This is a genomic window from Pseudomonas wadenswilerensis (assembly GCF_024749185.1).
In the GTDB taxonomy this organism is placed as follows: domain Bacteria; phylum Pseudomonadota; class Gammaproteobacteria; order Pseudomonadales; family Pseudomonadaceae; genus Aquipseudomonas; species Aquipseudomonas wadenswilerensis.
This window is the reverse complement of the sequence record NZ_CP087191.1, coordinates 4,184,929-4,207,168: the sequence shown is the minus strand read 5'-3', so window position 1 is coordinate 4,207,168 and position 22,240 is coordinate 4,184,929. Positions and strand designations below refer to the sequence as shown.

The 22,240-nt window shown below is 62.5% G+C and carries 21 protein-coding genes and 1 tRNA gene; 12 read left to right on the top strand and 10 right to left on the bottom strand.

Annotated elements, in window-relative coordinates:
- Nucleotides 1-3 precede the first annotated feature (3 nt).
- Both LOY45_RS19270 and LOY45_RS19265 read left to right on the top strand, forming a co-directional pair.
- Nucleotides 4-954 carry an alpha-E domain-containing protein gene (locus LOY45_RS19270; protein ID WP_045195278.1) on the top strand — a complete coding sequence of 317 codons (951 nt, stop codon included), beginning with the start codon at nt 4-6 and terminating at the stop codon, nt 952-954.
- Nucleotides 951-1,748: a transglutaminase family protein gene (locus tag LOY45_RS19265; RefSeq protein ID WP_115085872.1), complete on the top strand. Its 798-nt coding sequence runs from the start codon at nt 951-953 to the stop codon at nt 1,746-1,748. Before LOY45_RS19270 ends, LOY45_RS19265 begins: the two co-directional genes overlap by 4 nt.
- 3 nt (nt 1,749-1,751) lie before the next feature.
- Here LOY45_RS19265 and LOY45_RS19260 read toward each other — a convergent pair whose 3' ends face one another.
- Nucleotides 1,752-2,552, bottom strand: coding sequence for a cytochrome c (locus LOY45_RS19260; RefSeq protein ID WP_115085873.1), 801 nt, complete (start codon nt 2,550-2,552; stop codon nt 1,752-1,754).
- 548 nt (nt 2,553-3,100) lie between these two features.
- Between LOY45_RS19260 and LOY45_RS19255 the strand changes: the two genes are divergently transcribed.
- Complete coding sequence (locus LOY45_RS19255) at nt 3,101-3,829, top strand: amidotransferase (RefSeq protein WP_115085874.1); 729 nt, start codon at nt 3,101-3,103, stop codon at nt 3,827-3,829.
- A 9-nt stretch (nt 3,830-3,838) separates the two neighbouring features.
- On the opposite strand, the gene LOY45_RS19250 is transcribed toward LOY45_RS19255, so the two are convergent.
- The 3 genes from LOY45_RS19250 to LOY45_RS19240 form a co-directional block, all read right to left on the bottom strand.
- The gene (locus LOY45_RS19250; RefSeq protein ID WP_115085875.1) at nt 3,839-4,810 is read right to left on the bottom strand and encodes a magnesium and cobalt transport protein CorA; all 972 of its coding nucleotides are present in this window, start codon (nt 4,808-4,810) and stop codon (nt 3,839-3,841) included.
- Nucleotides 4,811-4,875: 65 nt separating this feature from the next.
- Nucleotides 4,876-5,598, bottom strand: a complete 723-nt coding sequence (locus LOY45_RS19245; protein WP_115085876.1) for a lysophospholipid acyltransferase family protein — start codon at nt 5,596-5,598, stop codon at nt 4,876-4,878.
- Nucleotides 5,599-5,720: 122 nt separating this feature from the next.
- On the bottom strand, nt 5,721-6,410 hold the full coding sequence (locus tag LOY45_RS19240; RefSeq protein ID WP_115085877.1) for a crotonase/enoyl-CoA hydratase family protein: 690 nt from the start codon (nt 6,408-6,410) through the stop codon (nt 5,721-5,723).
- A 290-nt stretch (nt 6,411-6,700) separates the two neighbouring features.
- Between LOY45_RS19240 and LOY45_RS19235 the strand changes: the two genes are divergently transcribed.
- Nucleotides 6,701-6,790, top strand: a tRNA-Ser gene (locus tag LOY45_RS19235).
- Nucleotides 6,791-6,861: 71 nt separating this feature from the next.
- Entirely contained in the window at nt 6,862-7,377 is a 516-nt protein-coding gene (locus tag LOY45_RS19230; protein WP_115085878.1) for a DUF6630 family protein, read from the top strand.
- Between the two features lie 247 nt (nt 7,378-7,624).
- Here the strand turns inward: LOY45_RS19230 and LOY45_RS19225 are convergent, their stop codons facing one another.
- Nucleotides 7,625-9,754, bottom strand: coding sequence for a TonB-dependent siderophore receptor (locus tag LOY45_RS19225; protein WP_258578185.1), 2,130 nt, complete (start codon nt 9,752-9,754; stop codon nt 7,625-7,627).
- Between the two features lie 224 nt (nt 9,755-9,978).
- Complete coding sequence (locus tag LOY45_RS19220) at nt 9,979-10,359, bottom strand: hypothetical protein (protein WP_115085880.1); 381 nt, start codon at nt 10,357-10,359, stop codon at nt 9,979-9,981.
- A gap of 460 nt (nt 10,360-10,819) precedes the next feature.
- On the opposite strand from LOY45_RS19220, the gene LOY45_RS19215 reads away from it, so the two are divergent.
- The 5 genes from LOY45_RS19215 to LOY45_RS19195 are packed head-to-tail and all read left to right on the top strand — an operon-like array spanning nt 10,820 to nt 17,149.
- Nucleotides 10,820-12,283, top strand: coding sequence for a serralysin family metalloprotease (locus tag LOY45_RS19215; RefSeq protein ID WP_258578183.1), 1,464 nt, complete (start codon nt 10,820-10,822; stop codon nt 12,281-12,283).
- Between the two features lie 51 nt (nt 12,284-12,334).
- Nucleotides 12,335-12,709: an AprI/Inh family metalloprotease inhibitor gene (locus tag LOY45_RS19210; protein ID WP_115085882.1), complete on the top strand. Its 375-nt coding sequence runs from the start codon at nt 12,335-12,337 to the stop codon at nt 12,707-12,709.
- 49 nt (nt 12,710-12,758) lie between these two features.
- A complete protein-coding gene (locus tag LOY45_RS19205; RefSeq protein ID WP_115085883.1) occupies nt 12,759-14,501 on the top strand; it encodes a type I secretion system permease/ATPase in 1,743 nt (580 codons plus the stop codon).
- On the top strand, nt 14,498-15,796 hold the full coding sequence (locus LOY45_RS19200; protein ID WP_134061751.1) for an HlyD family type I secretion periplasmic adaptor subunit: 1,299 nt from the start codon (nt 14,498-14,500) through the stop codon (nt 15,794-15,796). Before LOY45_RS19205 ends, LOY45_RS19200 begins: the two co-directional genes overlap by 4 nt.
- Nucleotides 15,797-15,808: 12 nt before the next feature.
- Entirely contained in the window at nt 15,809-17,149 is a 1,341-nt protein-coding gene (locus LOY45_RS19195) for a TolC family outer membrane protein (protein WP_115085885.1), read from the top strand.
- Here LOY45_RS19195 and LOY45_RS19190 read toward each other — a convergent pair.
- Nucleotides 17,146-18,339 (bottom strand): MFS transporter, encoded by a 1,194-nt coding sequence (locus LOY45_RS19190; RefSeq protein ID WP_115085886.1) that lies wholly within the window; start codon nt 18,337-18,339, stop codon nt 17,146-17,148. The genes LOY45_RS19195 and LOY45_RS19190 overlap by 4 nt on opposite strands.
- Nucleotides 18,340-18,445: 106 nt before the next feature.
- On the opposite strand from LOY45_RS19190, the gene LOY45_RS19185 reads away from it, so the two are divergent.
- Nucleotides 18,446-19,333 carry a LysR family transcriptional regulator gene (locus LOY45_RS19185; protein ID WP_258578182.1) on the top strand — a complete coding sequence of 296 codons (888 nt, stop codon included), beginning with the start codon at nt 18,446-18,448 and terminating at the stop codon, nt 19,331-19,333.
- A 6-nt stretch (nt 19,334-19,339) separates the two neighbouring features.
- On the opposite strand, the gene LOY45_RS19180 is transcribed toward LOY45_RS19185, so the two are convergent.
- Nucleotides 19,340-20,089, bottom strand: a complete 750-nt coding sequence (locus LOY45_RS19180; RefSeq protein WP_115085888.1) for a 3-oxoacyl-ACP reductase family protein — start codon at nt 20,087-20,089, stop codon at nt 19,340-19,342.
- Between the two features lie 123 nt (nt 20,090-20,212).
- Here LOY45_RS19180 and LOY45_RS19175 point away from each other — a divergent pair, with 123 nt between their 5' ends.
- A complete protein-coding gene (locus LOY45_RS19175; RefSeq protein ID WP_115085889.1) occupies nt 20,213-21,145 on the top strand; it encodes a LysR family transcriptional regulator in 933 nt (310 codons plus the stop codon).
- 123 nt (nt 21,146-21,268) lie between these two features.
- Here the strand turns inward: LOY45_RS19175 and LOY45_RS19170 are convergent, their stop codons facing one another.
- Both LOY45_RS19170 and LOY45_RS19165 read right to left on the bottom strand, forming a co-directional pair.
- Complete coding sequence (locus LOY45_RS19170; protein ID WP_115085890.1) at nt 21,269-21,751, bottom strand: GreA/GreB family elongation factor; 483 nt, start codon at nt 21,749-21,751, stop codon at nt 21,269-21,271.
- 4 nt (nt 21,752-21,755) lie between these two features.
- Nucleotides 21,756-22,142 (bottom strand): hypothetical protein, encoded by a 387-nt coding sequence (locus tag LOY45_RS19165; RefSeq protein WP_134061755.1) that lies wholly within the window; start codon nt 22,140-22,142, stop codon nt 21,756-21,758.
- Nucleotides 22,143-22,240 lie beyond the last annotated feature (98 nt).

Sequence of the window (22,240 nt, the reverse complement as noted above, 5' to 3'; positions counted from 1 at the left end):
GTCATGTTGAGTAGAACTGCCTCCGATTTGTACTGGATGTCGCGTTACCTGGAGCGGGCGGAAAACCTCGCACGGATGCTCGATGTCAGCTATTCGCTGTCGCTGATGCCGCAGGACGGCCGCGGCGACGGCCTGGATGAAATGGCCATGCCGCTGCTGATCACCGGCACCCTCGACGATTACCTGGAGCGCCACGGCCAGTTGCATGCCGAGCGCCTGCTGCACTTCTTTGCCCTGGACCCGGAAAACCCGGCGAGCATCTACAGTTGCCTCGGCGCCGCGCGGGCCAGTGCCCATGCAGTACGTGGGCGGATTACCGCCGACATGTGGGAAAACATCAACGCCACCTGGCTCGAGATTCGCGGTATTGCCGAGCAGGGCCTGGGCCGCTATGGCATGAGCCGTTTCTGCGAGTGGATCAAGGAACGCTCGCACCTGTTCCGGGGGGCCACCTACGGCACCATCATGCGCAACGACGCCTTTCGCTTCATTCGCCTGGGCACCTTCATCGAGCGTGCCGACAACACCCTGCGCCTGCTCGATGCCCGCTACGAAATGCTCGGCGACGAGGCCGAGGCGGTCAGCGACAGTTCGGCGCGGGGTTACTACCAATGGAGCGCCTTGCTGCGTGCGCTGTCGTCGTTCGAGGCCTACACCGAGATCTACCGTGATGCACCGGCCGCCCGCCATGTTGCCGAGCTGCTGCTGTTGCGCGCCGACGTGCCGCGCTCGCTGCGTGCCTGCACCGAGGAAATCGACCTGATCCTCGCCAGCCTGCCCGGTGGCAACGGCCGCCCGGCCCAGCGCCTGGCCGCCGAGGTGGACGCACGCCTGCGCTACACCTCGATTGATGAAATCCTCGCCGAGGGCCTGCACCCCTGGTTGACCCATTACATTCCGCTGGTGCGTGAGTTGGGTAATGCCATTCACAGTGCCTACCTGGAGGCCGTATGAGACTGACCATTAGCCACGAAACCGCCTACCACTACGAAGACCAGGTTCGCGCCAGCATCCAGTACCTGCGCCTGACTCCCCACGACAGCGAGCGCCAGCAGGTGCTCAGTTGGCAGCTGGACCTGCCGCGGCCGGTGCGGGCGCAACTGGACCCGTTCGGCAACATCCTGCATGTGCTGAGCCTGGAGGAGCCGCATTCGGACCTGGTCATCGGCGCTCGCGGGCTGGTGGACATCGATGAACGCCGTGAGGCTGAACACGAACTGCAATCGCCGCTGCCGTTCCTGCGCTTCACCCGTCTGACCGAGGCCGACGAAGCGCTGCGCGCCTTCGCCAGCCAGCAATGCCGCAAGCGGCGTGACCGCTCGGCGTTGATCGAATTGATGAATGCCTTGAATCAGCGCATGGCCTACCGGCCCGGCAGTACCGCTGTAGACACCAGTGCAGCACAGGCTTTCGCCGGCGGGGCAGGGGTCTGCCAGGATCACACCCATGCCTTTCTGGCGTGCGTGCGCAGCCTGGGTGTACCGGCGCGTTACGTGTCCGGCTACCTGTTCGACAGCAACAGCCAGCAAATGGCCAGCCACGCCTGGGCCGAAGCCTGGCTGGAGGATGCCTGGTACAGCTTTGATGTCACCAACCAACTGGCCCGGCCCGAACGGCACCTGAAGCTGGCGGTGGGCCTGGACTACCTGGATGCCTGTCCGGTGCGCGGCATGCGCCGGGGCGGCGGTTTCGAGCAAATGCACGCCAAGGTGCTGGTGACCCCGACCCTCAACGCCCAGCAGCAGTGAGCCTCAGGGTTTGCGCGTGGCCATGTGGCTCAGGTACGCAAGCAGCGCGTCCAGCTCGCCGTCGCTGATGACCGCTTCGGTAAACCCGGGCATCTTCGCCTGGGGCCACTGGCGCAGGCTTTGCGGGTCACGGATATAGCGCTGGAGAAAATCGGCCTGGAAGTACTCGGTCGGGTTGTGCGGCAGGTTCAGGTCCGGTCCGAACTGGGCGTCACCGGCGCCGTTGAGGCGATGGCAGGCCAGGCAGTTCTTCTGGAACACGGCAAAGCCTTGACTGATCGGGTCATTGGCCGCCAGGCCGGGCGCCGGGCGCATGGCCGGGAAGCGCTCGGCTACTGCGGCCAGGCGGCGAATGCTGGCAACCTGGAAAGGCCACTGCTCGGGGCTGATGCGCCCGGCTTGCGGGTTACTCCAGACCAGATAGAAGGGCCCGGCGCCGGGTTTGCCCTTGGCCAGTGGTGGCCAGGGCTGTGCGGGGTCTTCAATGGCCAGCCAGGCCCGGGCGGGACCGTCCTGGAGCAAAGGCGCGGCCGGCATCTCGGCGGCGAAGCCATCCAGCGCTACCGCTTGCAGGTGATCCTCAGCCTGGACACCCTGCAGCAAGGCAGCCAGCGGCACTGCGCGGTAATGCATGGTCCTTTTGTAGGAAACATCGTTGTCGATCTGAATGTCCTGCGCCAGCGGATGTCTGAGTAACTCGGCGCTCTGCCATTGACGGCTGCCAGTGCCCAGGTCCAGGGTCAGTTGCGCCGCCTGCAGGGGCAGGCAGAGCAGGGCAAGCAGCAAGGTAAGGCAATGGCGCATGGGCAGTCTCCAACCATCAAGGTCGGCAGATTACCTGCACACAACCGGCTTGTGCCAGGCACAAACCATGGGAGGAGGGCATGTCGCTCAGCCGAACAGGCGTGAAAGGTTCGGCAGGATCAACAGCAGCGTGGTGGCGAAAAGAATGAGCCCGGCTTGACGTACTTTGTGTTGTTTGAACATGGCTGACCGCCTTTTTGTTGTTATTCCTGAGTGCCCAGAGGCTTCCTTGTCATTGATCTGGCGAACATGATTTGACGCAGCGAAGCATTAAGACGCGAACCGTTGCTAATGGGTATACAGCTAACCTTAGGGTCAACGTCACCCGTGTTTTAGAACGCTTTAATCTGTACTTATTCAGTTACAAGTTGTTTTGGCTATGAGGCCTTTGGCCATCCTGCAGCATTCCCCTTGCTAGACGCTTGCAGCACATCAGCAAGTGGATCCACAACTGATGACCGTTCGTCCGAGCATCATACTTGCCTGCGCGCCTTATTCGGGGCAGGCTTTACGGGGCAATCCCGCCTTTGTCGTTCAGGACTATTTATATGTCGCTACGCATCTGCATCCTGGAAACCGACGTCCTGCGACCGGAGCTGGTCGAGCAGTATCAGGGCTACGGACGGATGTTCGAGCAGCTGTTCAGCCGCCAGCCAATCGCCGCCGAGTTTCGCGTCTACAACGTGTTGAACGACGAGTACCCCGATGATGACCAGGTGTTCGATGCCTACCTGGTCACTGGCAGCAAGGCCGACTCGTTCGGTGATGATCCGTGGATTCAGAAGCTCAAGACGTTCCTGTTGGAGCGCTACCAGCGTGGCGACAAACTACTCGGCGTTTGTTTTGGTCATCAGTTGCTGGCGCTGCTGCTGGGCGGCAAGAGCGAGCGCGCGCATCAGGGCTGGGGGGTGGGTACCCACCGTTATGTGATGAACGCCAAGGCGCCGTGGATGAGCCCACAGGTTGAAGAACTGACCCTGCTGATCAGCCATCAGGACCAGGTCACCCGCTTGCCGGAAAACGCCACGGTGATTGCCTCCAGCGATTTCTGTCCCAACGCGGCCTATCACATCGGTGACCAGGTGCTGTGCTTCCAGGGCCACCCGGAATTCATTCACGACTATTCGCGGGCGCTGCTCGAGCTGCGCCAGCACAACCTTGGCCAGGAGGTGTACCGCAAGGGCATCGACAGCCTGGCGCACGAGCACCAGGGCAGCACGGTGGCCGAATGGATGATGCGCTTTGTGGCGCACAAACCTCAGGGCAGCTCGGCCTGAGGCCTGCCGTTACAGCCAGCCGGAGCGCTTGAAGCTGGCATACAGCGCCGTGCAGCCCACGGCGATCCCGCCCAGCACGGCAAAGTAGCCGTAATGCCAGGTCAGTTCCGGCATGTTCTGGAAGTTCATCCCGTAGATCCCCGCCACCGCCGTGGGAAATGCCAGGATCGCCGCCCAGGCGGCGAACTTGCGCTGCACGATGCTCTGGCGTGACGACTCCAGCAACATGCCGATCTCGATGGTCTGGCTGGCGATATCGCGAATCCCGGCCAGGTCTTCCATCTGTCGGGTGACGTGGATCTGCACATCGCGAAAATACGGGCGCATGTTCTTGTCGATGAAAGGGAAGGTCAGGCGCTGCAGCTCTTCGCTGACCTCGACCATCGGTGCCACGTAGCGGCGCAGGCGCAGGATGTCGCGGCGCAGGCTGTGGATGCGCTGGATGTCCTCTTCCTTGAGCGAACCGCTGAGCACGCTTTGCTCCAGCTCCTCGATCTCGCCATGAATGGCTTCGCTGACCGGTTGGTAGTTCTCGGTGACGAAGTCGAGCAGGGCGTAGAGCACGAAGTCCTCACCGTGTTCGAGCAGCAGCGGCCGCGCTTCGCAGCGCTGGCGCACCAGGGCATAGGATTTCGAGTGACCGTTACGCGCGGTGATGATGTAGCCATTGCCGGCGAAGATATGGGTTTCGATGAACTCCAGTTTGCCTTCGTGGCGCACCGGCGAGTAGGTGACGATGAACAGGGCGTCGCCAAAGGTCTCGAGCTTGGGCCGGCTGTGCTTTTCCAGCGCGTCCTCGATGGCCAGTTCATGCAGGTTGAACTGGCGCTGCAGGTTGGCCAGCTCCTGGGCGTTGGGCTCTTCCAGGCCGATCCAGACGAAATGACCGGGTTTGCTTGCCCATTGGCTGCCTTCATCGAGGCTGATATTGGTGACTTTTCTGCCGGCGCTGTACACCGCCGCCGCAACGACTCGACCCATGGTTGTCCACTTCTTCTGTTAACCGTGCCAGTAGCTTGGTCTGACCGGCACGATTCGGCAACCGTTCACGCCTGGGCCAGTTCACCTTCCATGCGATCGATGCAGTGTTGCATCTGCAGGCGGCACTGCTCGGCCAGGGCCGGCACATCCTGCTGGGTCAGGCCGCTGGTGGCGATCGGCGCCAGCGAACGGATGATCACCTTGCTGCGACGCCAGCCGTTGAGCTTCAGGCGGCTGGCATAGCGGCTGACGCACACCGGCACGATCGGCACACCCGCCTCGACGGCCATGTGGAAGGCCCCCTTCTTGAAGGTGATCAGGTGCTCGCCGGCATTGCGCGTGCCTTCGGGGAACACCCAGATCGAGGTGTCGTCTTCGCTCAGGGTGCGGGTGGTGGTCTGCATTGCCCGGCGCGCCTGGTAGGCGTTGCCGCGGTCGACCAGCACGTTGCCGCCCAGCCAGAACAACTGGCCGAACAGGGGGACCCATTTCAGGCTCTTTTTGCCGATGCACACGGTGCGCCGCGGCACCACATGACCCAGCACGAACAGGTCGTAGTTGGACTGGTGGTTGGCGATGATCACGCAGCCCGGCGGCTGATCGAACAGCGGGCCGACCTCGGCCTTGATCTCGAGGCGCATCAGCCAGGTGGCGGGCAGCCCATAAAGGCGTGCACAGATTCGGCTGTTGTCCGGGTTGAACGGTCGGCACAGGCCAACCAGCACACCGAGAACACCGGCCAGGAGAAAATGCAGCCCCAACAGGAACATGCGGATAATAAAAAGCATCGTACGACTCACACCAGGCAAACGCGGCGCAGTGTACGGGTGTGCACTTCTATCGGCAAACGCTCATTGGGGTGGGGTAGGCCTGATTACACAAATAGTTGCAATCAGGCCTTGGTAGGGGGTCAGCCCAGGTGTTCCTGGTCGCGGATGATGGCGTCGTCGAGGATGTCGAGCAGCGCTTTGCGCACTTTGAGCTTGGTGTGCTTGTGGGCGTTCATGTTGATCTTCTTCAACTGGCGGGCCGCTGTCAGCGCAGCTTCCTGCAGCTGTTCGACCGGCACTACCTTGTCGAGGAAACCGGCGTCGACGGCGCTGGCCGGGTCGAACATCTCGGCATTGATCACCGACCGGTGGAACGCCGAGCGGCGCAGGCGATCGCGGGCCAGTTCGATGCCGGCGTGGTGCATGGTCATGCCGATCTGCACTTCATTGAGGCCAATGCTGAACGGGCCTTCGACGCCGATGCGGTAGTCGGCCGAGAGCAGCAGGAATGCGCCTTTGGCCACCGCGTGGCCCGGGCAGGCAACGATGACCGGGAACGGGTGCGAGAGCATGCGTCGGGCCAGGGTGGAGCCTGCGGTGACCAGGCTGACGGCTTCTTTCGGGCCTGCGGTCATGACCTTCAGGTCGTAGCCGCCGGAGAGAATGCCCGGCTGGCCGGTGATGATTACCACCGCGCGGTCCTGCGCGGCCTGGTCGAGGGCGGCATTGAAGGCCTTGATGACGTCGGGCGAGATAGCGTTGACCTTGCCGTTGTTCAGGGTCAGGGTCGCAATGCCGTCTTCGAGGTGGTAGGTAATCAGCTCACTCATGACAGGGTTCCTTAAGGGGGAGTGGGGCAGACGTTACTCAGGCAAGTGCCCGAGGTAAAGCGCTGTGACTGACTGACCGGTCAGCTTGCAGGTCCGCTTGCTCGTCCTGACGGGAGTGCGTTAATCCGGGCTGCCAAAGCACGCCAGAGAATGGCGGCTTTGCCCTCTGTGCCGGGGTTTTTTGATTAAATGGCTTAAGCGCATGAATATTCTGAAAAAAACCTTTGCCATCAGAACCTCTTTCGACTACATTAGCGCGCCTCGACAGGCTGAACTGCTTGGCGAGAACCGGTGAAGTGTCCGAGTGGCTGAAGGAGCACGCCTGGAAAGTGTGTATACAGGAAACTGTATCAAGGGTTCGAATCCCTTCTTCACCGCCACATCTAGAAAAGCCCCCGACCTGAACAAGGCCGGGGGCTTTTTGTTTTGCCCATGAAAAAGGATGTTTCAGATGCTCAAAGAAGTATTCAGCAAGCAGCAGATTCTCGCCGCCGAGCAGTTGTTGGCCCTGATCAGCCCATCGGCCGAGATGACCCGCCAGCACATTCAGGCGCTGCGCGAAATCGAGCTGGATGAAGATGAGGTCGAAGAGTTCGAGGACGACCCGCAGCAGTTGATGTGGATCGTCAAGGATGTGGCTGACTGGGAATCGGTGTATTTCGTCGACTGGAAGGACACCGAGTCGTTTGTGCAGAGCGTGCGGCAGTTGGCCGAGGCGCGTGATGCCGAGGTTACCTTCGGTGTTGAAGATGCGGAGGATGAAGACTTCCTCGACGACACCACGGTGCCCGAGCTGATGGTCACGGCCCACGACGAACTGCACAAGCAGGGCCTGGTGCTGTGGAACTGGTCCACCGACAGTGACTGCTACAGTGGCTTCATCACCACCAGGGACGTGGCGGCGCAGCTGGTTGCGTTGGGTGAGGTGCTGGAAGTGGAAATTCGCGAGGGTAGCGAACCATTCTGACGGCGGTGCTTGGTGGGAGCTGGCTTGCCAGCGATGAGGTCAGTGCAGTCAGCACATCAGGTGCTGCCTGGACTACGACCGCTTCGCGCAGCTCCCACAGGTCCGGCGGCGTACGCAGATTCATTGTGGGAGCTGGCTTGCCAGCGATGGGGCCAGTGCAGCCAGCACATCATGCGCTGCCTGGATTACGACCGCTTCGCGCTCGATCGCTGGCAAGTCCAGCTCCCACAGACCCGCGATGAGGGCCTCAGAAACTCACAGAAGCCGAAACCCGCGCTGTCCGTGGCGCCCCCTGAAACAGATAACCATCCCCCAGATACTCGCCGGCATCGCGCCAGTAGCGCTTGTCGAAGACGTTATCCACCATCAGCCGCAGCACTGTGTCATAGCCGCCAACCTTGGTGCTGTAGCGGCTCCCCAGATCGACAACCGCATAGCTGCCGACCTCCACCGTACCGGCCTGGTTGGCGTATTTGCTGGCGCTGTAGCGGGCGCCTCCGAGCAGGGCCAGGCCCGGGATCGGCAGGCTGTAGTCGGCCTGAATGGCGGCGCGAAAATTCGGCACGTTCAGCGCCTGATGGTCTTCGTAGTCAGCCGTGCCGCTGTTCTTGACCCGTGCACGGATTGCCGCAGCGCTGGCATTGATCTGCAGGTTGGAGGTGAGCCAACCGCTGGCGCCCAGTTCCAGGCCTATGTTCTTTTGCTGGCCTTGCTGTACATAAGTGAAATTGCCTGCGCCGTCAGGTTGCGAATACTGGTAGGCCTGACGCAGCTGGAACAAGGCTGCGCTCAGGCTCAGGCGTTGCCAGTCGCGCTTGATGCCGACTTCCAGTTGGTGGGACAGGGTCGGCGCAAGAATCTCGGCAGTGTTTGTGGCGAACCACGGCGCCGTGCCACCGGATGACAGGCCCTTGCTATAGCTGGTGTACAGGGAGATATCCGGGCGCGGCTTGTAGATCAGCGCGGCATTGGGCAGCAGTTGATAGTCGCGGGAATGGCGGCCTGGGCTGCCATCTTCGGCAAAGGTCTTCTCATCCAGACGCACCAGGCGCGCGCCCAGCACGGTCTGCCATTGTTCGTTGAAGCTGATCCGGTCGCTGGCGAATATCCCGTACTGGCGGCTGTCGAGCCTGCGGGTGCTGTGGCCCGGGGTCTTCTCGGACGGCTCCAGCGCCGGCGTTTGTTGATAGATGTTGCCGCTGCCGATCCACTCGTTGAAGTAAGGGCGCTGGTCGAGCGTACGGCGCTGGGCGCTGGCGCCGATGGTCAGCTCATGCCCCATGCCCAGGGTATCGAAGCGGCCATTGAGCGCCCCCTGTGCCTCATCTGTGCGGCGGGTATCGTCAGGGCTGCGGTAGTCGTAGATGTCATAGTCGCCTGCCTCGCTGAAGTAGGCGCCTTCGCTGGAGCCCCAGGCAAACGAACTGTAGTCATCGATCACCACCTTGCTGCGCGAAGCACTGACGCTGCCCGTCCAGTTGTCGCTGAAGCGATACTCGAAGCGCCCGCCAAGGTTCAGCGAGTCGATCGTTACCGGGTTGGCCCAGTGCTGGTAGGCCAGGCGGTCATGCGGGTCGATGCCGTGGGGCAGGCTGTTGCCGCCCAGCAACTGATAGCCCGGCACCGAACGCTGTTCACGCTGCTGGTACTCGGCATCCAGTTGCAGCACCGCATCGGGGTTGATTTGCCAGTCGAAGGCCAGGGACGCGAAGTCGCGCTTGCCGTCAGCGTGATCGACGTAGGAGCGGATGTCTTCGTGGGCCAGGTTGGCGCGCAGGCCGAACTGGCGTTCGCTGCCGAACCAGCCGCCCAGGTCGGTCGCAATGTAGCGTTCACCCTGCTCGTTGCTCGACACCGTGACCGTGCGCACATCCTCCGGGCGCTTGGTCACGTAGTTGATCAGCCCGCCCGGTTCCGACACGCCGCTCTGCAAGCCCGAGAGGCCCTTGAGCAACTCGACCTGCTGCTTGTTCTCCAGTGCCACGTTCTGCTCACCGGCGATGGTCTGGCCGTTGATCTTGTAGCTGCTGGCGGCATTGAGTTCAAAGCCGCGTACATTGAAGTTCTCGTAGTAGCCGATCGGTGCGTAGCTTTCGCCCACCGAGGCATCGCTTTGCAGCACTTCGCTGAGCTTGCGCACCTGACGATCAGCCAGCAATTGCTCGCTGAACACTGCAATCGATGCCGGAGTATCCAGGAGCGGCGCTGGCTGCCAGCCGCCGACCGCGGCTTCCCGGGCCTGATAGCCCTCGCTGTAGGCCTCCGATACCTGCACCGGCGCCAGGGTGATGCTGTCCTGGGCCAGGCTGTGCGAGGCCGGCATTGCCAGGCTCAGGCCGAGCAGGTGCAGGGACAGGCGAGGGCGGGGCAAGGTCATGCAGGAGCTCCTTGAAGGCGAACGCGGACGCGCCGTTATTGATCGGCTGCTGTCCGATAGGGCTTTTTGCCCGATGGGTAGAGGGGGACTAGCCCGGGCACTGGTAACCCGCCCGGTATTGCGCCGGGCAGGCGGGGGCGCAATCTTAGCAGGGGCGACCGGCTGGCGGTGCCCCTGTTTTCAATCGGCTTCTACTGCTCTGTACGAGCGAGGGCGGCGCGGATTCACCCGTTCGCCGCCGTCTGGGCGTGTCGCCGCCAGTTGCCGTCGATTTTCGACCAGGTCTTCTTGTCGGTGATGGCCATCAGCTTGCGACCATCTTTGAACGTGGCCAGGAAGGTCACCTCTTCTTCCTTGCCACCTAGCCAGAGGCCGGCGATCAGGCCGACCGGACCCGCCACCAGGGCGCCGGCCATGCCCCAGCCAAGCGCACTGCTGAGGCTGCGACTGGATTCCTGATTGGCAACGATCAGATCGGAAATGCGGGTAAGGGCGATCTTCTCGCCGGGTGAAGGGCTGCGGGCGGTCTTGAGTGTGAGCGATCCGTTGCGGTACTCGCCTTCACCTTGCAAGAAATCGCCGGATTGAACCGTGAGTCTTGTCATAGTGGCGTCCAGGTTGAAAGGGCTATTGACCAATCCCTACTCAGCGCCAGGGTTCGGCACAAGTCAATGGCTAGGCGACGGAGGGTCACCGCCGAGTTGTCGCAAAAAAGTAAAGACGTAGATCCGCTGAAGGATAACGGCATGTCGCATTCTTATAATTAAAGTTCGGTTTCTCAACTAAAGCTGCTCGGTCGACTTTCGTCTATGGGCGCGATTTTAGTTGGGCTCGATATATCACCGTTTGCGCAAATTGTTGCGGAGGGCGCTAAATCAAGGCTTCTGAATTGTAGGACAATAAACAAGTAGTGTTATTGAAAATTGGCGTCAAAAAAAGCTGGACAGTTCAATTCCTGGTGTGTCAGTTTTTCCCCGCCTCATTCAGGCGAGTGATGGGACGATCTCGCCGCGGGAGCGTCCTGTCGGACAACAACTGCTTTTTTGTAAACAAGGAAGTGTCTGTATGTCGAAAGTCAAAGAAAGCGCTATTGTTTCAGCTGGCTCTGTATTGCAACCGCACGGTGCAAGTTCCGCTTACAGCCTGATCAATAGTTTCGGCCATCAATATGATCGCGGCGGCAGTGCGACAGTCAATGGCAAACCTTCGTTCTCGGTCGACCAGGCCGCTACCCAGTTGCTGCGCGATGGCGCCGCCTGGAAGGACCTGAACAAGGACGGCACCATCAACCTGACCTATACCTTCCTGACCAAGGCACCTGTTGGCTTCGACAGTCAGGAACTGGGCTCGTTCAGCGCCTTTTCCGGCCAGCAGAAGGCTCAGGCCAAACTGTCCATGCAGTCCTGGGCAGACGTGGCCAAGGTGACCTTCAAGGAAGGTGCGTCAGGCGGCGACGGTCACATGACCTTCGGCAACTACAGCGACGGCAGCACCGGTGGCGCGGCATTTGCCTATCTGCCGTTCGACCGCCCGGGTTCGCACAAGGGTGAATCCTGGTACCTGATCAACAACCAGTACCAGGCCAACGTCAACCCGGAGAACGGCAACTACGGCCGCCAGACCCTGACCCACGAGATCGGCCACGTGCTCGGTCTGTCCCACCCGGGCGACTACAACGCCGGGGAAGGCTACCCAACCTACGCCGATGCAACCTACGGCCAGGATACCCGTGGCTACAGCGTCATGAGCTACTGGGGCGAGAGCAACACCAGCCAGAACTTCACCAAGGGCGGCGTGCAGGTGTACTCCTCGGCGCCACTGATGGATGACATCGCGGCGATCCAGAAACTCTACGGTGCCAACTACGCGACCCGCTCCGGCGATACCGTATACGGCTTCAACTCCACCGCCGACCGCGATTTCTACTCGGCCACCTCGGCCTCGTCGAAAATCGTCTTCTCGGTGTGGGACGGTGGCGGCAACGATACCCTGGACTTCTCCGGTTTTACCCAAAACCAGAAGATCAACCTAAATGACGCGTCGTTCTCCGACGTTGGCGGCATGATTGGCAACATTTCCATTGCCAAGGGCTCGATTGTCGAGAACGCCATCGGCGGTTCGGGCAATGACCTGCTGATCGGCAACGCCGTGGCCAACGAGCTCAAGGGTGGTGCCGGCAACGACATCATCTACGGCGCCGGTGGTGGCGACAAACTCTGGGGTGGTGCCGGTTCCGACACCTTCGTCTTCGCTGCCAGCAGCGATTCGACCCCGAGCAATCCCGACCGGATCATGGATTTTGTCAGCGGTCAGGACAAGATCGATCTGTCGGCCATCTCGGCCTTTGCTGTCAACAAGCTGCCGCTGCAGTTCGTTGATGCCTTTACCGGGCATGCCGGCGAGGCGGTACTGAGCTTCGATCAGGCAAGCAACCTCGGTAGCCTGTCGATCGACTTCACCGGCAACAGCCTGTCTGATTTCCTGGTGACTACTGTAGGTCAGGCAGTCGCCACGGATATCGTGGTCTGATAGCAACCTGAAAGGGCGGCGCTCATGCGCCGCTTTTTCTGAGGCGGGCAGATGATGGCTTTCAAGCGAATGATCGCGCTCGGCGCGATTCCCCTGATGTTGATGACCGAGGTCGGTATGGCAAGCAGCCTGATACTCCCCACTCCTGCGCAACTGGCCGGTGAATGGACGCTTTACCCCGAAGCAGATCCGGCAGCGGGTTGCGAGCTGCACCTGGAAGAAACGCAAACCTTGCACGGCGATCTGGATTGCGTGGAAGGGCTGATCGGCGCGCGTCCCGGCGGCTGGCTGCCGACTCCCGATACCCTGGCCTTGATGGGCGGCAGCGGCACTGCATTGGTGCACTTCAACCGTTATAAGCCCGGTATCTTCAAATGGACTTCAGCGAGCGGAAAGACACTGTTATTGGAACGTAAGAATAAATAATAAAACCTTGTAGGCAATTGCCGATTTTTCAGGGATAGAAAGGCGGACAATGAACAGGCCGACTAATAAGGCCGGTGCGCCCTTGTGGGCAGCACTGGCAGATCACAAGTCCACGCTTCTGAGTGTGGGTTGTTTTACCGCGTTGATTAATCTCCTCATGCTGGTGCCCTCGATTTATATGCTGCAAGTGTATGATCGGGTACTTTCTTCGCAAAACGAAACAACCCTGTGGATGCTGACCTTGATGGTGGTCGGTTTCTTTGTGTTTATTGGTGCGCTGGAAGCAATCCGCAGTTTCATTGTTATCCGTGTCGGCAACCAGCTGGAACAGGGCTTCAACCTGAACGTGTACCGGGCCGCCTTCGAGCGCAACTTGCGTCAGGGCGATGGCCAGGCAGGGCAAGCACTTAACGACCTGACCCAGGTGAGGCAATTTGTCACCGGCCCGGCGTTGTTCGCCTTCTTTGACGCGCCCTGGTTTCCGATTTATCTGGCGGTGATTTTTCTGTTCAACGTCTGGCTGGGCGTCATGGCCTGTGCCGGGGCGTTGCTGTTGATTGCCCTGGCGGTGCTCAACGAACGCCTGACCCACAAGCCGCTGGTCGAAGCCAGCGGTTTCCAGCAGCAGTCCACGCACCTGGCCAGCAGCCAGTTGCACAACGCCGAGAGCATCCAGGCCATGGGCATGCTCGGTGCCTTGCGCCAGCGCTGGTTCGCCTTGCATTCGCGCTTTCTGACCTTGCAGAACCAGGCCAGCGATACGTCGGCAGTGATCACCGCGGTCAGCAAGTCGCTGCGCCTGTGCCTGCAATCGCTGGTGCTGGGGCTGGGCGCCTTGCTGGTGATCGAGGGGCAGATGACCCCGGGCATGATGATCGCCGGCTCTATCCTCATGGGGCGGGTACTTAGCCCGATCGATCAGCTGATTGCGGTGTGGAAGCAGTGGAGCGGGGCGCACATGGCCTATCAGCGTCTCGATGGTCTGTTGCGCGAGTTTCCTGAACCGCCAGCACCGATGGCCTTGCCGGCGCCAAGCGGGCGCCTGGGTTTCGAGCAGGTCAGCGCCGGGCCGCCCGGCAAGCGTGTGGCCACCTTGCAGCAGATCAGTTTCAACCTTGGCGCCGGGGAAGTGCTCGGCGTTTTGGGAACCTCCGGCTCGGGCAAGTCGACCCTGGCCAAGGTGCTGGTTGGCGTCTGGCCGACCCTGGGCGGTACCGTGCGCCTGGACGGCGCCGACCTGCACCGCTGGGATCGCGAGGCCCTGGGCCCGCATATCGGTTACCTGCCACAGAACATCGAACTGCTGCGCGGCAGCATTGCCGAGAACATTGCCCGGTTTGCCGATCTGGATGGCCACAAGGTGGTCGAGGCCGCGCGCCAGGCCGGCGTGCATGAGCTGATCCTGCGCCTGCCGCAAGGCTATGACACGCGTCTGGGCGAAGACGGCGGCGACCTGTCCGGCGGGCAGAAACAGCGCATCGCCCTGGCCCGAGCCCTCTACGGCGGGCCGAGCCTGATCGTGCTCGACGAACCCAATTCCAACCTCGACACCAGTGGCGAGGCGGCGCTGGCCACCGCCATTGCGCAGATGAAAGCCCAGGGCCGCACCGTGGTACTGGTCACCCACCGCTCGGCAGCCCTTGCCCAGGCCGACAAGCTGCTGGTGCTCAGCGAGGGCCGGATGCAGGCCTTTGGGCCGGCGCATGACGTGATGCAGGCCCTGAGCCGCGCCCAGGAACAGGCCCAACGTCAACCCGCCAATGCCGCGCTGGCAACCGGAGGTGGCGTATGAGTCAGGTAGATAAAGGCCGCGGCGCGCGTTTTTACGTGCGACTGGGCTGGCTGCTGACCCTGGTCGGCTTTGGCGGCTTCATTGCCTGGGCAACCCTGGCACCGCTCGATCAAGGCATCGCCGTGCAGGGCACGGTGGTGGTATCCGGCAAGCGCAAGGCGGTGCAGTCCCTGGCCGGTGGCGTGGTCAGCCGCATCCTGGTCAGTGAAGGCCAAATTGTTAAGCAGGGGCAGCCGCTGTTTCGCCTCGACCAGACTCAGGTCCAGGCCGATGTGCAATCGCTGCAGGCCCAGTACCGGCTGGCCTGGGCCAGCCTGGCGCGCTGGCAGAGCGAGCGCGATAACCTCGGCGAAATCGTCTTCCCGGCCGAGCTCAGCAACAATCCCGACCCGCAGTTGAGCCTGGTGTTGGAGAGCCAGCGTCAGCTATTCAGCAGCCGCCGTGATGCCCAGGCCCGCGAACAGGCGGGGCTGACCGCGAGTATCGACGGTGCAGTCGCCCAGTTGGCCGGCATGCGCCGCGCCCGTGGCGACCTGCAGGCCCAGGCCGATTCATTGCGTGAGCAACTGGAGAACCTCAAGCCGCTGGCCAGCCAGGGTTACATTCCGCGCAACCGCTTGCTGGAGTATCAGCGGCAGTTGTCCCAGGTCCAGCGTGACCTGGCGCAGAACAGCGGCGATAGCGCACGGCTTGAGCAGGGCATCGTCGAGTCGCGGCTCAACCTGCAGCAACGCCGCGAGGAATACCAGAAAGAGGTGCGCAGCCAGCTGGCCGAGGCGCAACTGAAAAGCGTGACCTTGGAGCAGCAACTGACCTCGGCTGGTTTCGACCTGCAGCACAGCGAGATTCTTGCCCCGGCCGACGGCATCGCGGTCAACCTCGGCGTGCATACCGAGGGCGCGGTGGTGCGCGCCGGTGAAACCTTGCTTGAGGTGGTCCCCCAGGGCACTGCTCTGGAAGTCGAAGGGCGCCTGCCGGTCAACCTTGTGGATAAAGTCGCGGTGCAGCTGCCTGTGGATATCCTCTTCACCGCCTTCAACCAGAGCAGCACGCCGCGGGTAGCGGGCGAGGTGGCGCTGATTTCCGCCGACCAGCTGCTCGACGACAAGACCGGCCAGCCGTACTACGTCCTGCGCAGCACGGTCAGCGAACAGGCACTGGCGCGCCTCAACGGCTTGGTAATCAAACCGGGCATGCCCGCCGAACTGTTCGTGCGTACCGGCGAGCGCTCGATGCTCAATTACCTGTTCAAACCCCTGCTCGACCGGGCAGGCACCGCGTTGACCGAACAATAAGGAAGCCCGTGCATGAAAAGCTTGATGACCGGGCTGCTGGCGGCGTTCGCCCTGACAACAGGGGCGGGCGCGCAGGCCATGGGACCGTTTCAGGTGTATGAACAAGCGCTGCGCAAGGACCCGGTGTTCCTCGGTGCGCTCAAGGCCCGCGAAGCCGGGCAGGAAAACCGCGCCATCGGCCGCGCCGGCTTGCTGCCGAGCCTGTCGTACAACTACAACAAGGGCCGCAACGACTCCAAGGCTCGCTATCTGGGCGATTCGCGGCGCGAGGATGAAGACCGCCACTACAACAGCTACGGTTCCACCTTCATCCTCCAGCAGCCGTTGCTCGACTACGAGGCCTATGCCAGTTACCGCAAGGGGGTGGCCCAGGCGCTGTTTGCCGATGAGGAGTTTCGTGGCAAAAGCCAGGAGCTTCTGGTCCGGGTGATGACCAGTTATACCCAGGCGCTGTTCGCCGAAGACCAGATCAGCATCAGCGTGGCCAGCAAGCAGGCCTATCAACAGCAGTTCCAGCAGAACCAGCAACTGTTCCAGCAGGGTGAGGGCACCCGTACCGATATTCTCGAAGCCCAGGCCCGCTTTGAGCTGGCCGACGCCGAGGAGATCCAGGCACGCAACGATCAGGATGCGGCCCTGCGCGAGTTGGGTGCGCTGATTGGCGAGCCATCAGCGCGCATCGACGAACTGGCGCCGCTCAACGACGGTTTTGCCCTGTTGACGTTGCAACCGGCGACCTATGAGGCTTGGCATGAGCTGGCCCTGGCCAACAACCCGCAACTGGCGTCCCAGCGTCAGGCCCTGGAAGTGGCCGAGTATGAAGTGGAGCGCAACCGCGCCGGGCATCTGCCCAAGGTGACGGCCTACGCCACGTCGCGACAAATGCAGTCCGACAGTGGCAACACCTACAACCAGCGCTACGACACCAACACCATCGGCATCGAAGTCAGCCTGCCGTTGTTTGCCGGCGGCGGGGTGTCGGCGGCCACCCGTCAGGCCAGCCGCAACCTGGAGCAGGCCGAGTACGAACTGGACGGCAACACCCGGACAACCTTGATCGAGCTGCGCCGTCAGTACAACGCCTGTCAGTCCGGCGTCAGCCGCCTGCGTGCCTATCAGCGGGCGCTGACATCGGCCGAGGCGCTGGTGCAATCGACCCGCCAGAGTGTGCTCGGTGGCGAACGGGTCAACCTCGATGTGCTCAATGCCGAGCAGCAACTGGCGACCACCCGCCGCGACCTGGCCCAGGCCCGCTACGACTACCTGCTGGCCTGGATCAAACTGCATTACTACGCCGGGACCTTGCGCGAAGAGCACCTGGCCCGGGTCGATGAAGCGTTCGTGCGCCGTTAGGCGGTGCGCAGGCGCAAGACGCGCTGGCGTTCTGCCAGGCCCCAGACCAGCAGGGCCAGGGCGCCGATGCTCAGGCCGGCGATGACGATGCCGTCCCAGCCATGACGCTGGAACAGTTGCGTACCGAGCAGCGAGCCAAGGGCGCCGCCGATGAAATAGCAGGTGATATAGCCGGCATTCAGGCGGTTGCGGGCTTCCGGGCGCAGGACAATCACGGCGTTCTGGTTGCTCACGTGCACCAGTTGAACTGCCAGGTCGAGCAACAGGACGCCGATCAGCAATGCCGCCAGCGAAGACTGGGCGTAAGCCAGCGGCACCCACGACAGCAGCAGTGCCAGCAAACCGACCGTGGTACCCAGCGGGCCTTTGCCCCGATCGGCCAGGCGCCCGGCCCAGTTGGCCGCCAGGGCACCGGCGGCGCCGGCCAGGCCGAACAGGCCGATCACCGCATCGGAGTAGTGGTATGGCTCGACTGACAGCAGGAAGGCCAGCGGCGTCCAGAACAAGGCGAACAGGCTGAAGGACAACAGGCCCAGCAACGAGCGCAGGCGCAGGATCGGCTCGTCCACGAACAGGCGGAACACCGAACCGAGCAGCGCCGGATAGCTTAGCCCGGCATGCTGATGACGCTCGGGCAGGGCGCGGAACAAGGCGATCGCCGACAGCCCCATCAGTGCCGCTGCCAGCAGGTAGATGCTGCGCCAGCTGCCGAGCTCGGCCATGAACCCGGCGGCGGTGCGCGCCAGCAGGATGCCCAGCAGCAATCCGCTCATCAGGGTGCCAACCACCCGCCCGCGTTGCGACGGCTCGCTGAGGCCTGCAGCCATGGGCACCAGCACTTGGGCGACTACCGAGAACAGGCCGGTGAGGGTGGTACCGATCAGCAGCCACGCCAGGTTTGGCGAAAACGCGCTGATCAGCAGGCCCAGGGTGCTGATGGCAATCATGCTGACGATCAGTTTGCGTTGTTCGAACAGGTCGCCCAGTGGTGCCAGCAGCAACAGGCCGGCGCCATAGCTCAGTTGTGCAGCGATGACGATGGCCCCGGCGCTGGCGGTGGTCAGGCCAAAATGTTCGGCGATGCTGTGCAGCAAGGGTTGTGCGTAGTAGTTGCTGGCGACGGCAAGGCCCGTGGCGGTCGCCATCAGCAGAATCAGGCCGCGGCTCAGGGAATGGGTGGCAGAGGTCATGGACCGTCTCGATCAGTGGCAGTTGGGAAGTGACAGTATCGGAAATGCGCTAGCATGACGCCAATGCATCGTTTTCATTCTATCCATCTTGAAAATAGATCAACCCATGAACCTCAAGCAGATTGAGTATGCCCTGGCGGTGGTCGACACCGGCAGCTTCACCCGAGCCGCCGAACGCTGCCATGTGGTGCAGTCGGCCTTGAGCCATCAGATTGCCCGGCTGGAAGAGACCCTCGGCGTCAGCCTGTTCGAGCGCAGTTCGCGGCGCGTGCGCCTGACGCCGGCTGGCGAAGCTTTCGTGCAGAGCGCTTGGCCAGCGCTGGAGGCCACCCGGCGAATTGCCGAAGATGTTGCCGCGGCCTGTGGTGAAGTGCGGGGGCAATTGTCCATCGGCGAGATCACCTCGCTGACCGAGTTGGACCTGGTCGACCTGCTGGCCGATTTTCATGCTCAGCACCCGTCGGTGGATATCCGCTGGCTGATGGCCAAGAGCGAATTGCTGACCGCCGATGTGCGCGAGCGGCGGCTGGACGTAGGATTTATCGGAGTCTGGCCGGGCGAGCGGCTGGAGGGCGTCGAGTACCGCCTGCTGGCCGAAGAAGAGCTGGTGGCGGTCATGGCCGTCGAGCATCCGTTGGCGGGCGCGGCGCGCGTGTCCCTGGCCGATCTCGAAGCGCAGCCGCTGGTGGATTTCCCGGCTGGTAGCGGCGCCCGCCGGCAAACCGACGAGGCCTTTGCCGCTGCAGGGGTGCGCCATCGGGTGCAGTTTGAAGTGACCAATATTCGCCTGATGGAAAAGTTCGCCAAGCGCGGCCTGGCGGTTGGCCTGGTGCCGGCGCGGATCGCCCGCTGCTTCAACGGCGTGGTGTCGGTGGCGGTCGAGGATGCGCCGGTGCGTCACGTGTATGCGATCTGGTCGACGCACCCGACCCCGGCCGCCAAGGCCTTTGTCCAGTTGATTGAGCAGCGCCTGGCGGGCAGGGACAGTCATTGACGTGCCTCAGGCGGCAAAGCCGCCATCGATGCTCAGGCTGGCGCCGGTAATGTAGGCCGCCTCCGGGCCGGCCAGGTAGGCGACGAAGCTGGCGATTTCGTCGACGTGGCCATAACGACCCACCGCCATGAAGCCCATCAGGCTTTCGGCGAACTCGCCCTGGGCCGGGTTCATATCGGTATCCACCGGGCCAGGCTGGACGTTGTTGATGGTGATGCCCAGTGGCCCCAGGTCACGGGCCAGGCCCCGGGTCAGGCCAACCAGCGCCGACTTGCTCATGGCATAGGGGCCGCCGCCGGCGAAGGGCATGCGCTCGGCATTGGTGCTGCCGATGTTGATGATCCGCCCGCCCTGGCCCATGTGCCGCGCGGCCGCTTGCGTGGCTACGAAGACGCTGCGCACGTTCACCGCCAGGGTGCGGTCGAAGTCCTCCAGGCTGAACTCCGCAAGCGGCCCCACCGCCAGTACTCCGGCGTTGTTGACCAGGATGTCCAGGCCACCGAAGGCTTCTGCAGTGCTTTGCACCGCCTGCTGCACGGCGCTGGCATCGGCGCTGTCGGCCTTGATGGCCAGGGCCTTGCCGCCGGCGGCGATGATGCTTTGCTGCAGGGCTTCGGCCTGGGCCGTGGCGTTGGCGTAGGTGAAGGCGACACTGGCGCCTTCGGCGGCCAGGCGTTTGACGATGGCCGCGCCGATACCGCGGGAACCGCCCTGGATCAGGGCTACTTTGCCGTGGAGGCTGGATTGGGTCGACATGCTGTGCTCCCGAAAGAACAAGGCTGGATGCCTTGGATGGGCTTCAGTATCGGCCGCTGATTACCCTATCGGTAGCCAGTAATCGCTATAGTCTGTGTAAACCAGAAGTATGGAATCAACGGTATGGAATCCTTCAGCAGCATCGAGTGTTTTGTCCGCAGCGCCGAAGTCGGCAGCTTCGCCGAAGCGGCGCGGCGCCTGAGCCTGACCCCGGCGGCGGTGGGCAAGAACGTCGCGCGGCTGGAGGCGCGCCTGGGCGTGCGCTTGTTCCAGCGCAGCACCCGACGCCTGACCCTGACTGAGGCCGGGCAGCGTTTTCTTGAAGAGGTGGCGGCGAGTTTCCAGACCATCCAGTATGCCGTGGCTAACCTGGCCAGTGCCGAAGGGCAACCGGCCGGCACCCTGAAAGTGAGCATGGGCACGGTGTTCGGTCGCCTGTATGTCGTGCCGCTGTTGGCCGAGTTCTTGCGGCGCTACCCGGCGATCAGCCCCGATTGGCATTTCGATAACCGTCAGGTCGACCTGATCGGCCAGGGTTTCGATGCCGCCATTGGTGGCGGCTTCGATCTGCCCCAGGGCGTGGTGGCGCGCAAGCTGACCCCTGCGCACCGGATTCTGGTGGCGGCGCCGACGTATCTGCAGCAGCATCGGCCAATCACCCAGCCTGCCGATTTGCACGAGCTGGATGGCATTCTTATTCGTTCACCGCAGACCGGGCGCGTGCGCTCCTGGCCGCTGACCAGTCGCGAGCAAGAGCAGAGCCCGTTGGACCTGCGCTTGCGCATGACCATGAGTGATTCGGAGGCAGCCTGCGCGGCAGCGGAGCAGGGCCTGGGCGTAGCGCTGGTGAGCATGCCGTTTGCCGTGCCGTACCTGCAGGCCGGCCGGCTGTTGCGGGTGTTGCCGGACTGGTACGTGGATGACGGCAATATTTCGCTGTACTACGCCGAACACAAGTTGCTGCCGGGCAAGACGCGGGTGTTTGTCGATTTTGTCATCGAGCAGTTTGCCCGGCAGGGGTTGGCGCAGCGCTTTGATGCGTTGGGCGCTTTATGAGGGGGCTGCTGTGCAGCCCATCGCCGGCAAGGCTGGCTCCCACAGTAGACCCCACACTGGATCAGGGCACGCCGAACCTGTGGGAGCTGGCCTTGCCAGCGATGGAAGGCGCAGCCTTCCTGATCACAGAACCTTGAGGATGGAGTAGTTCTGGGGTACCCCGCCAAGCACCAGGCTCACCTCATCCTCTTCGACCTTGCCGAGCAAACACTGACCCAGTGGCGAGCGCGGGGTGATCACCGTTACCAGTTGCTCGCCCTGGCCAATTTTCAGCCCCGCGCCTTCCGGGCCGAGGAACAACTGCTGGCAACTGCCGTTCTCTGCCTCGAGGGTCACCAGGTTGCTGACCTGAATGCCGCGTTGCGGGTCATAGTCGCGCAGCAACAACTGCTGGTACGCCGCCCGCGCCTGGCGGATTTCCTCCATGCGCCGGGCTTGCCCGGTGGCCAGGTACGAAGCTTCGAGGCCCAGGGTGTCGTACTTGTTCTCGGCGATGTTCTCTTCGGCGGTGGCCGCCTCATAGGCGGTTTGCGCCGCGCGCTGGGCGACGTCCAGGTCAAAGCTCAGTGTGTCGATGATGCGTTGCAGCAGGTCGGCTTTGGTCATGGGTTCAGTTACAGAATTCGAGAACGAGGGCGCGGCTTTTTTCTGTCGGCGCGGTGCGGTTCTGTTGCAGCCAGAACTGGCACTTGGGGTTGGACAGGTTGCGCAGGCTGCCTTGCGCCTGCTCTTCGGCCTGCTGTACTTCCTGGTTACGAAGGATTTGTTTGTATTGTTCGAACATCTGGTTTTGCGGGTCTGCCGTCGCCGGGGACGCCGGAGCAATGGCTGGCGGCGCAAGCACCTGGCCGATCGGCTGCAGCGTCGCTGGCAACAGGCGCCCGGCAAGCCACAGGCTCAGGGCAATGGCCACAGCGCCAAGCCACAGGCCCAGGGCAATGCACAGGATCAGTTGCAGCGGCTTTAGAGTGATCTTCAATTCGCGAGGGCGGGGCATGATGGCCTCCTGGCCAGGACACGGGCAGCCATTGTCGCATGGTGCAACGGGTTTTTTTCGTGCCACGCTTTTGTCTGCGATGATTTACCCGGACAATC

Excerpts from the sequence above, each read along its gene's own strand:
- LOY45_RS19270 (WP_045195278.1), top strand. The coding sequence starts at position 4 with ATGTTGAGTAGAACTGCCTCCGATTTGTACTGGATGTCGCGTTACCTG.
- LOY45_RS19265 (WP_115085872.1), top strand. The coding sequence starts at position 951 with ATGAGACTGACCATTAGCCACGAAACCGCCTACCACTACGAAGACCAG.
- LOY45_RS19260 (WP_115085873.1), bottom strand. The coding sequence starts at position 2,552 with ATGCGCCATTGCCTTACCTTGCTGCTTGCCCTGCTCTGCCTGCCCCTG.
- LOY45_RS19255 (WP_115085874.1), top strand. The coding sequence starts at position 3,101 with ATGTCGCTACGCATCTGCATCCTGGAAACCGACGTCCTGCGACCGGAG.
- LOY45_RS19250 (WP_115085875.1), bottom strand. The coding sequence starts at position 4,810 with ATGGGTCGAGTCGTTGCGGCGGCGGTGTACAGCGCCGGCAGAAAAGTC.
- LOY45_RS19245 (WP_115085876.1), bottom strand. The coding sequence starts at position 5,598 with ATGCTTTTTATTATCCGCATGTTCCTGTTGGGGCTGCATTTTCTCCTG.
- LOY45_RS19240 (WP_115085877.1), bottom strand. The coding sequence starts at position 6,410 with ATGAGTGAGCTGATTACCTACCACCTCGAAGACGGCATTGCGACCCTG.
- LOY45_RS19230 (WP_115085878.1), top strand. The coding sequence starts at position 6,862 with ATGCTCAAAGAAGTATTCAGCAAGCAGCAGATTCTCGCCGCCGAGCAG.
- LOY45_RS19225 (WP_258578185.1), bottom strand. The coding sequence starts at position 9,754 with ATGACCTTGCCCCGCCCTCGCCTGTCCCTGCACCTGCTCGGCCTGAGC.
- LOY45_RS19220 (WP_115085880.1), bottom strand. The coding sequence starts at position 10,359 with ATGACAAGACTCACGGTTCAATCCGGCGATTTCTTGCAAGGTGAAGGC.
- LOY45_RS19215 (WP_258578183.1), top strand. The coding sequence starts at position 10,820 with ATGTCGAAAGTCAAAGAAAGCGCTATTGTTTCAGCTGGCTCTGTATTG.
- LOY45_RS19210 (WP_115085882.1), top strand. The coding sequence starts at position 12,335 with ATGATGGCTTTCAAGCGAATGATCGCGCTCGGCGCGATTCCCCTGATG.
- LOY45_RS19205 (WP_115085883.1), top strand. The coding sequence starts at position 12,759 with ATGAACAGGCCGACTAATAAGGCCGGTGCGCCCTTGTGGGCAGCACTG.
- LOY45_RS19200 (WP_134061751.1), top strand. The coding sequence starts at position 14,498 with ATGAGTCAGGTAGATAAAGGCCGCGGCGCGCGTTTTTACGTGCGACTG.
- LOY45_RS19195 (WP_115085885.1), top strand. The coding sequence starts at position 15,809 with ATGAAAAGCTTGATGACCGGGCTGCTGGCGGCGTTCGCCCTGACAACA.
- LOY45_RS19190 (WP_115085886.1), bottom strand. The coding sequence starts at position 18,339 with ATGACCTCTGCCACCCATTCCCTGAGCCGCGGCCTGATTCTGCTGATG.
- LOY45_RS19185 (WP_258578182.1), top strand. The coding sequence starts at position 18,446 with ATGAACCTCAAGCAGATTGAGTATGCCCTGGCGGTGGTCGACACCGGC.
- LOY45_RS19180 (WP_115085888.1), bottom strand. The coding sequence starts at position 20,089 with ATGTCGACCCAATCCAGCCTCCACGGCAAAGTAGCCCTGATCCAGGGC.
- LOY45_RS19175 (WP_115085889.1), top strand. The coding sequence starts at position 20,213 with ATGGAATCCTTCAGCAGCATCGAGTGTTTTGTCCGCAGCGCCGAAGTC.
- LOY45_RS19170 (WP_115085890.1), bottom strand. The coding sequence starts at position 21,751 with ATGACCAAAGCCGACCTGCTGCAACGCATCATCGACACACTGAGCTTT.
- LOY45_RS19165 (WP_134061755.1), bottom strand. The coding sequence starts at position 22,142 with ATGCCCCGCCCTCGCGAATTGAAGATCACTCTAAAGCCGCTGCAACTG.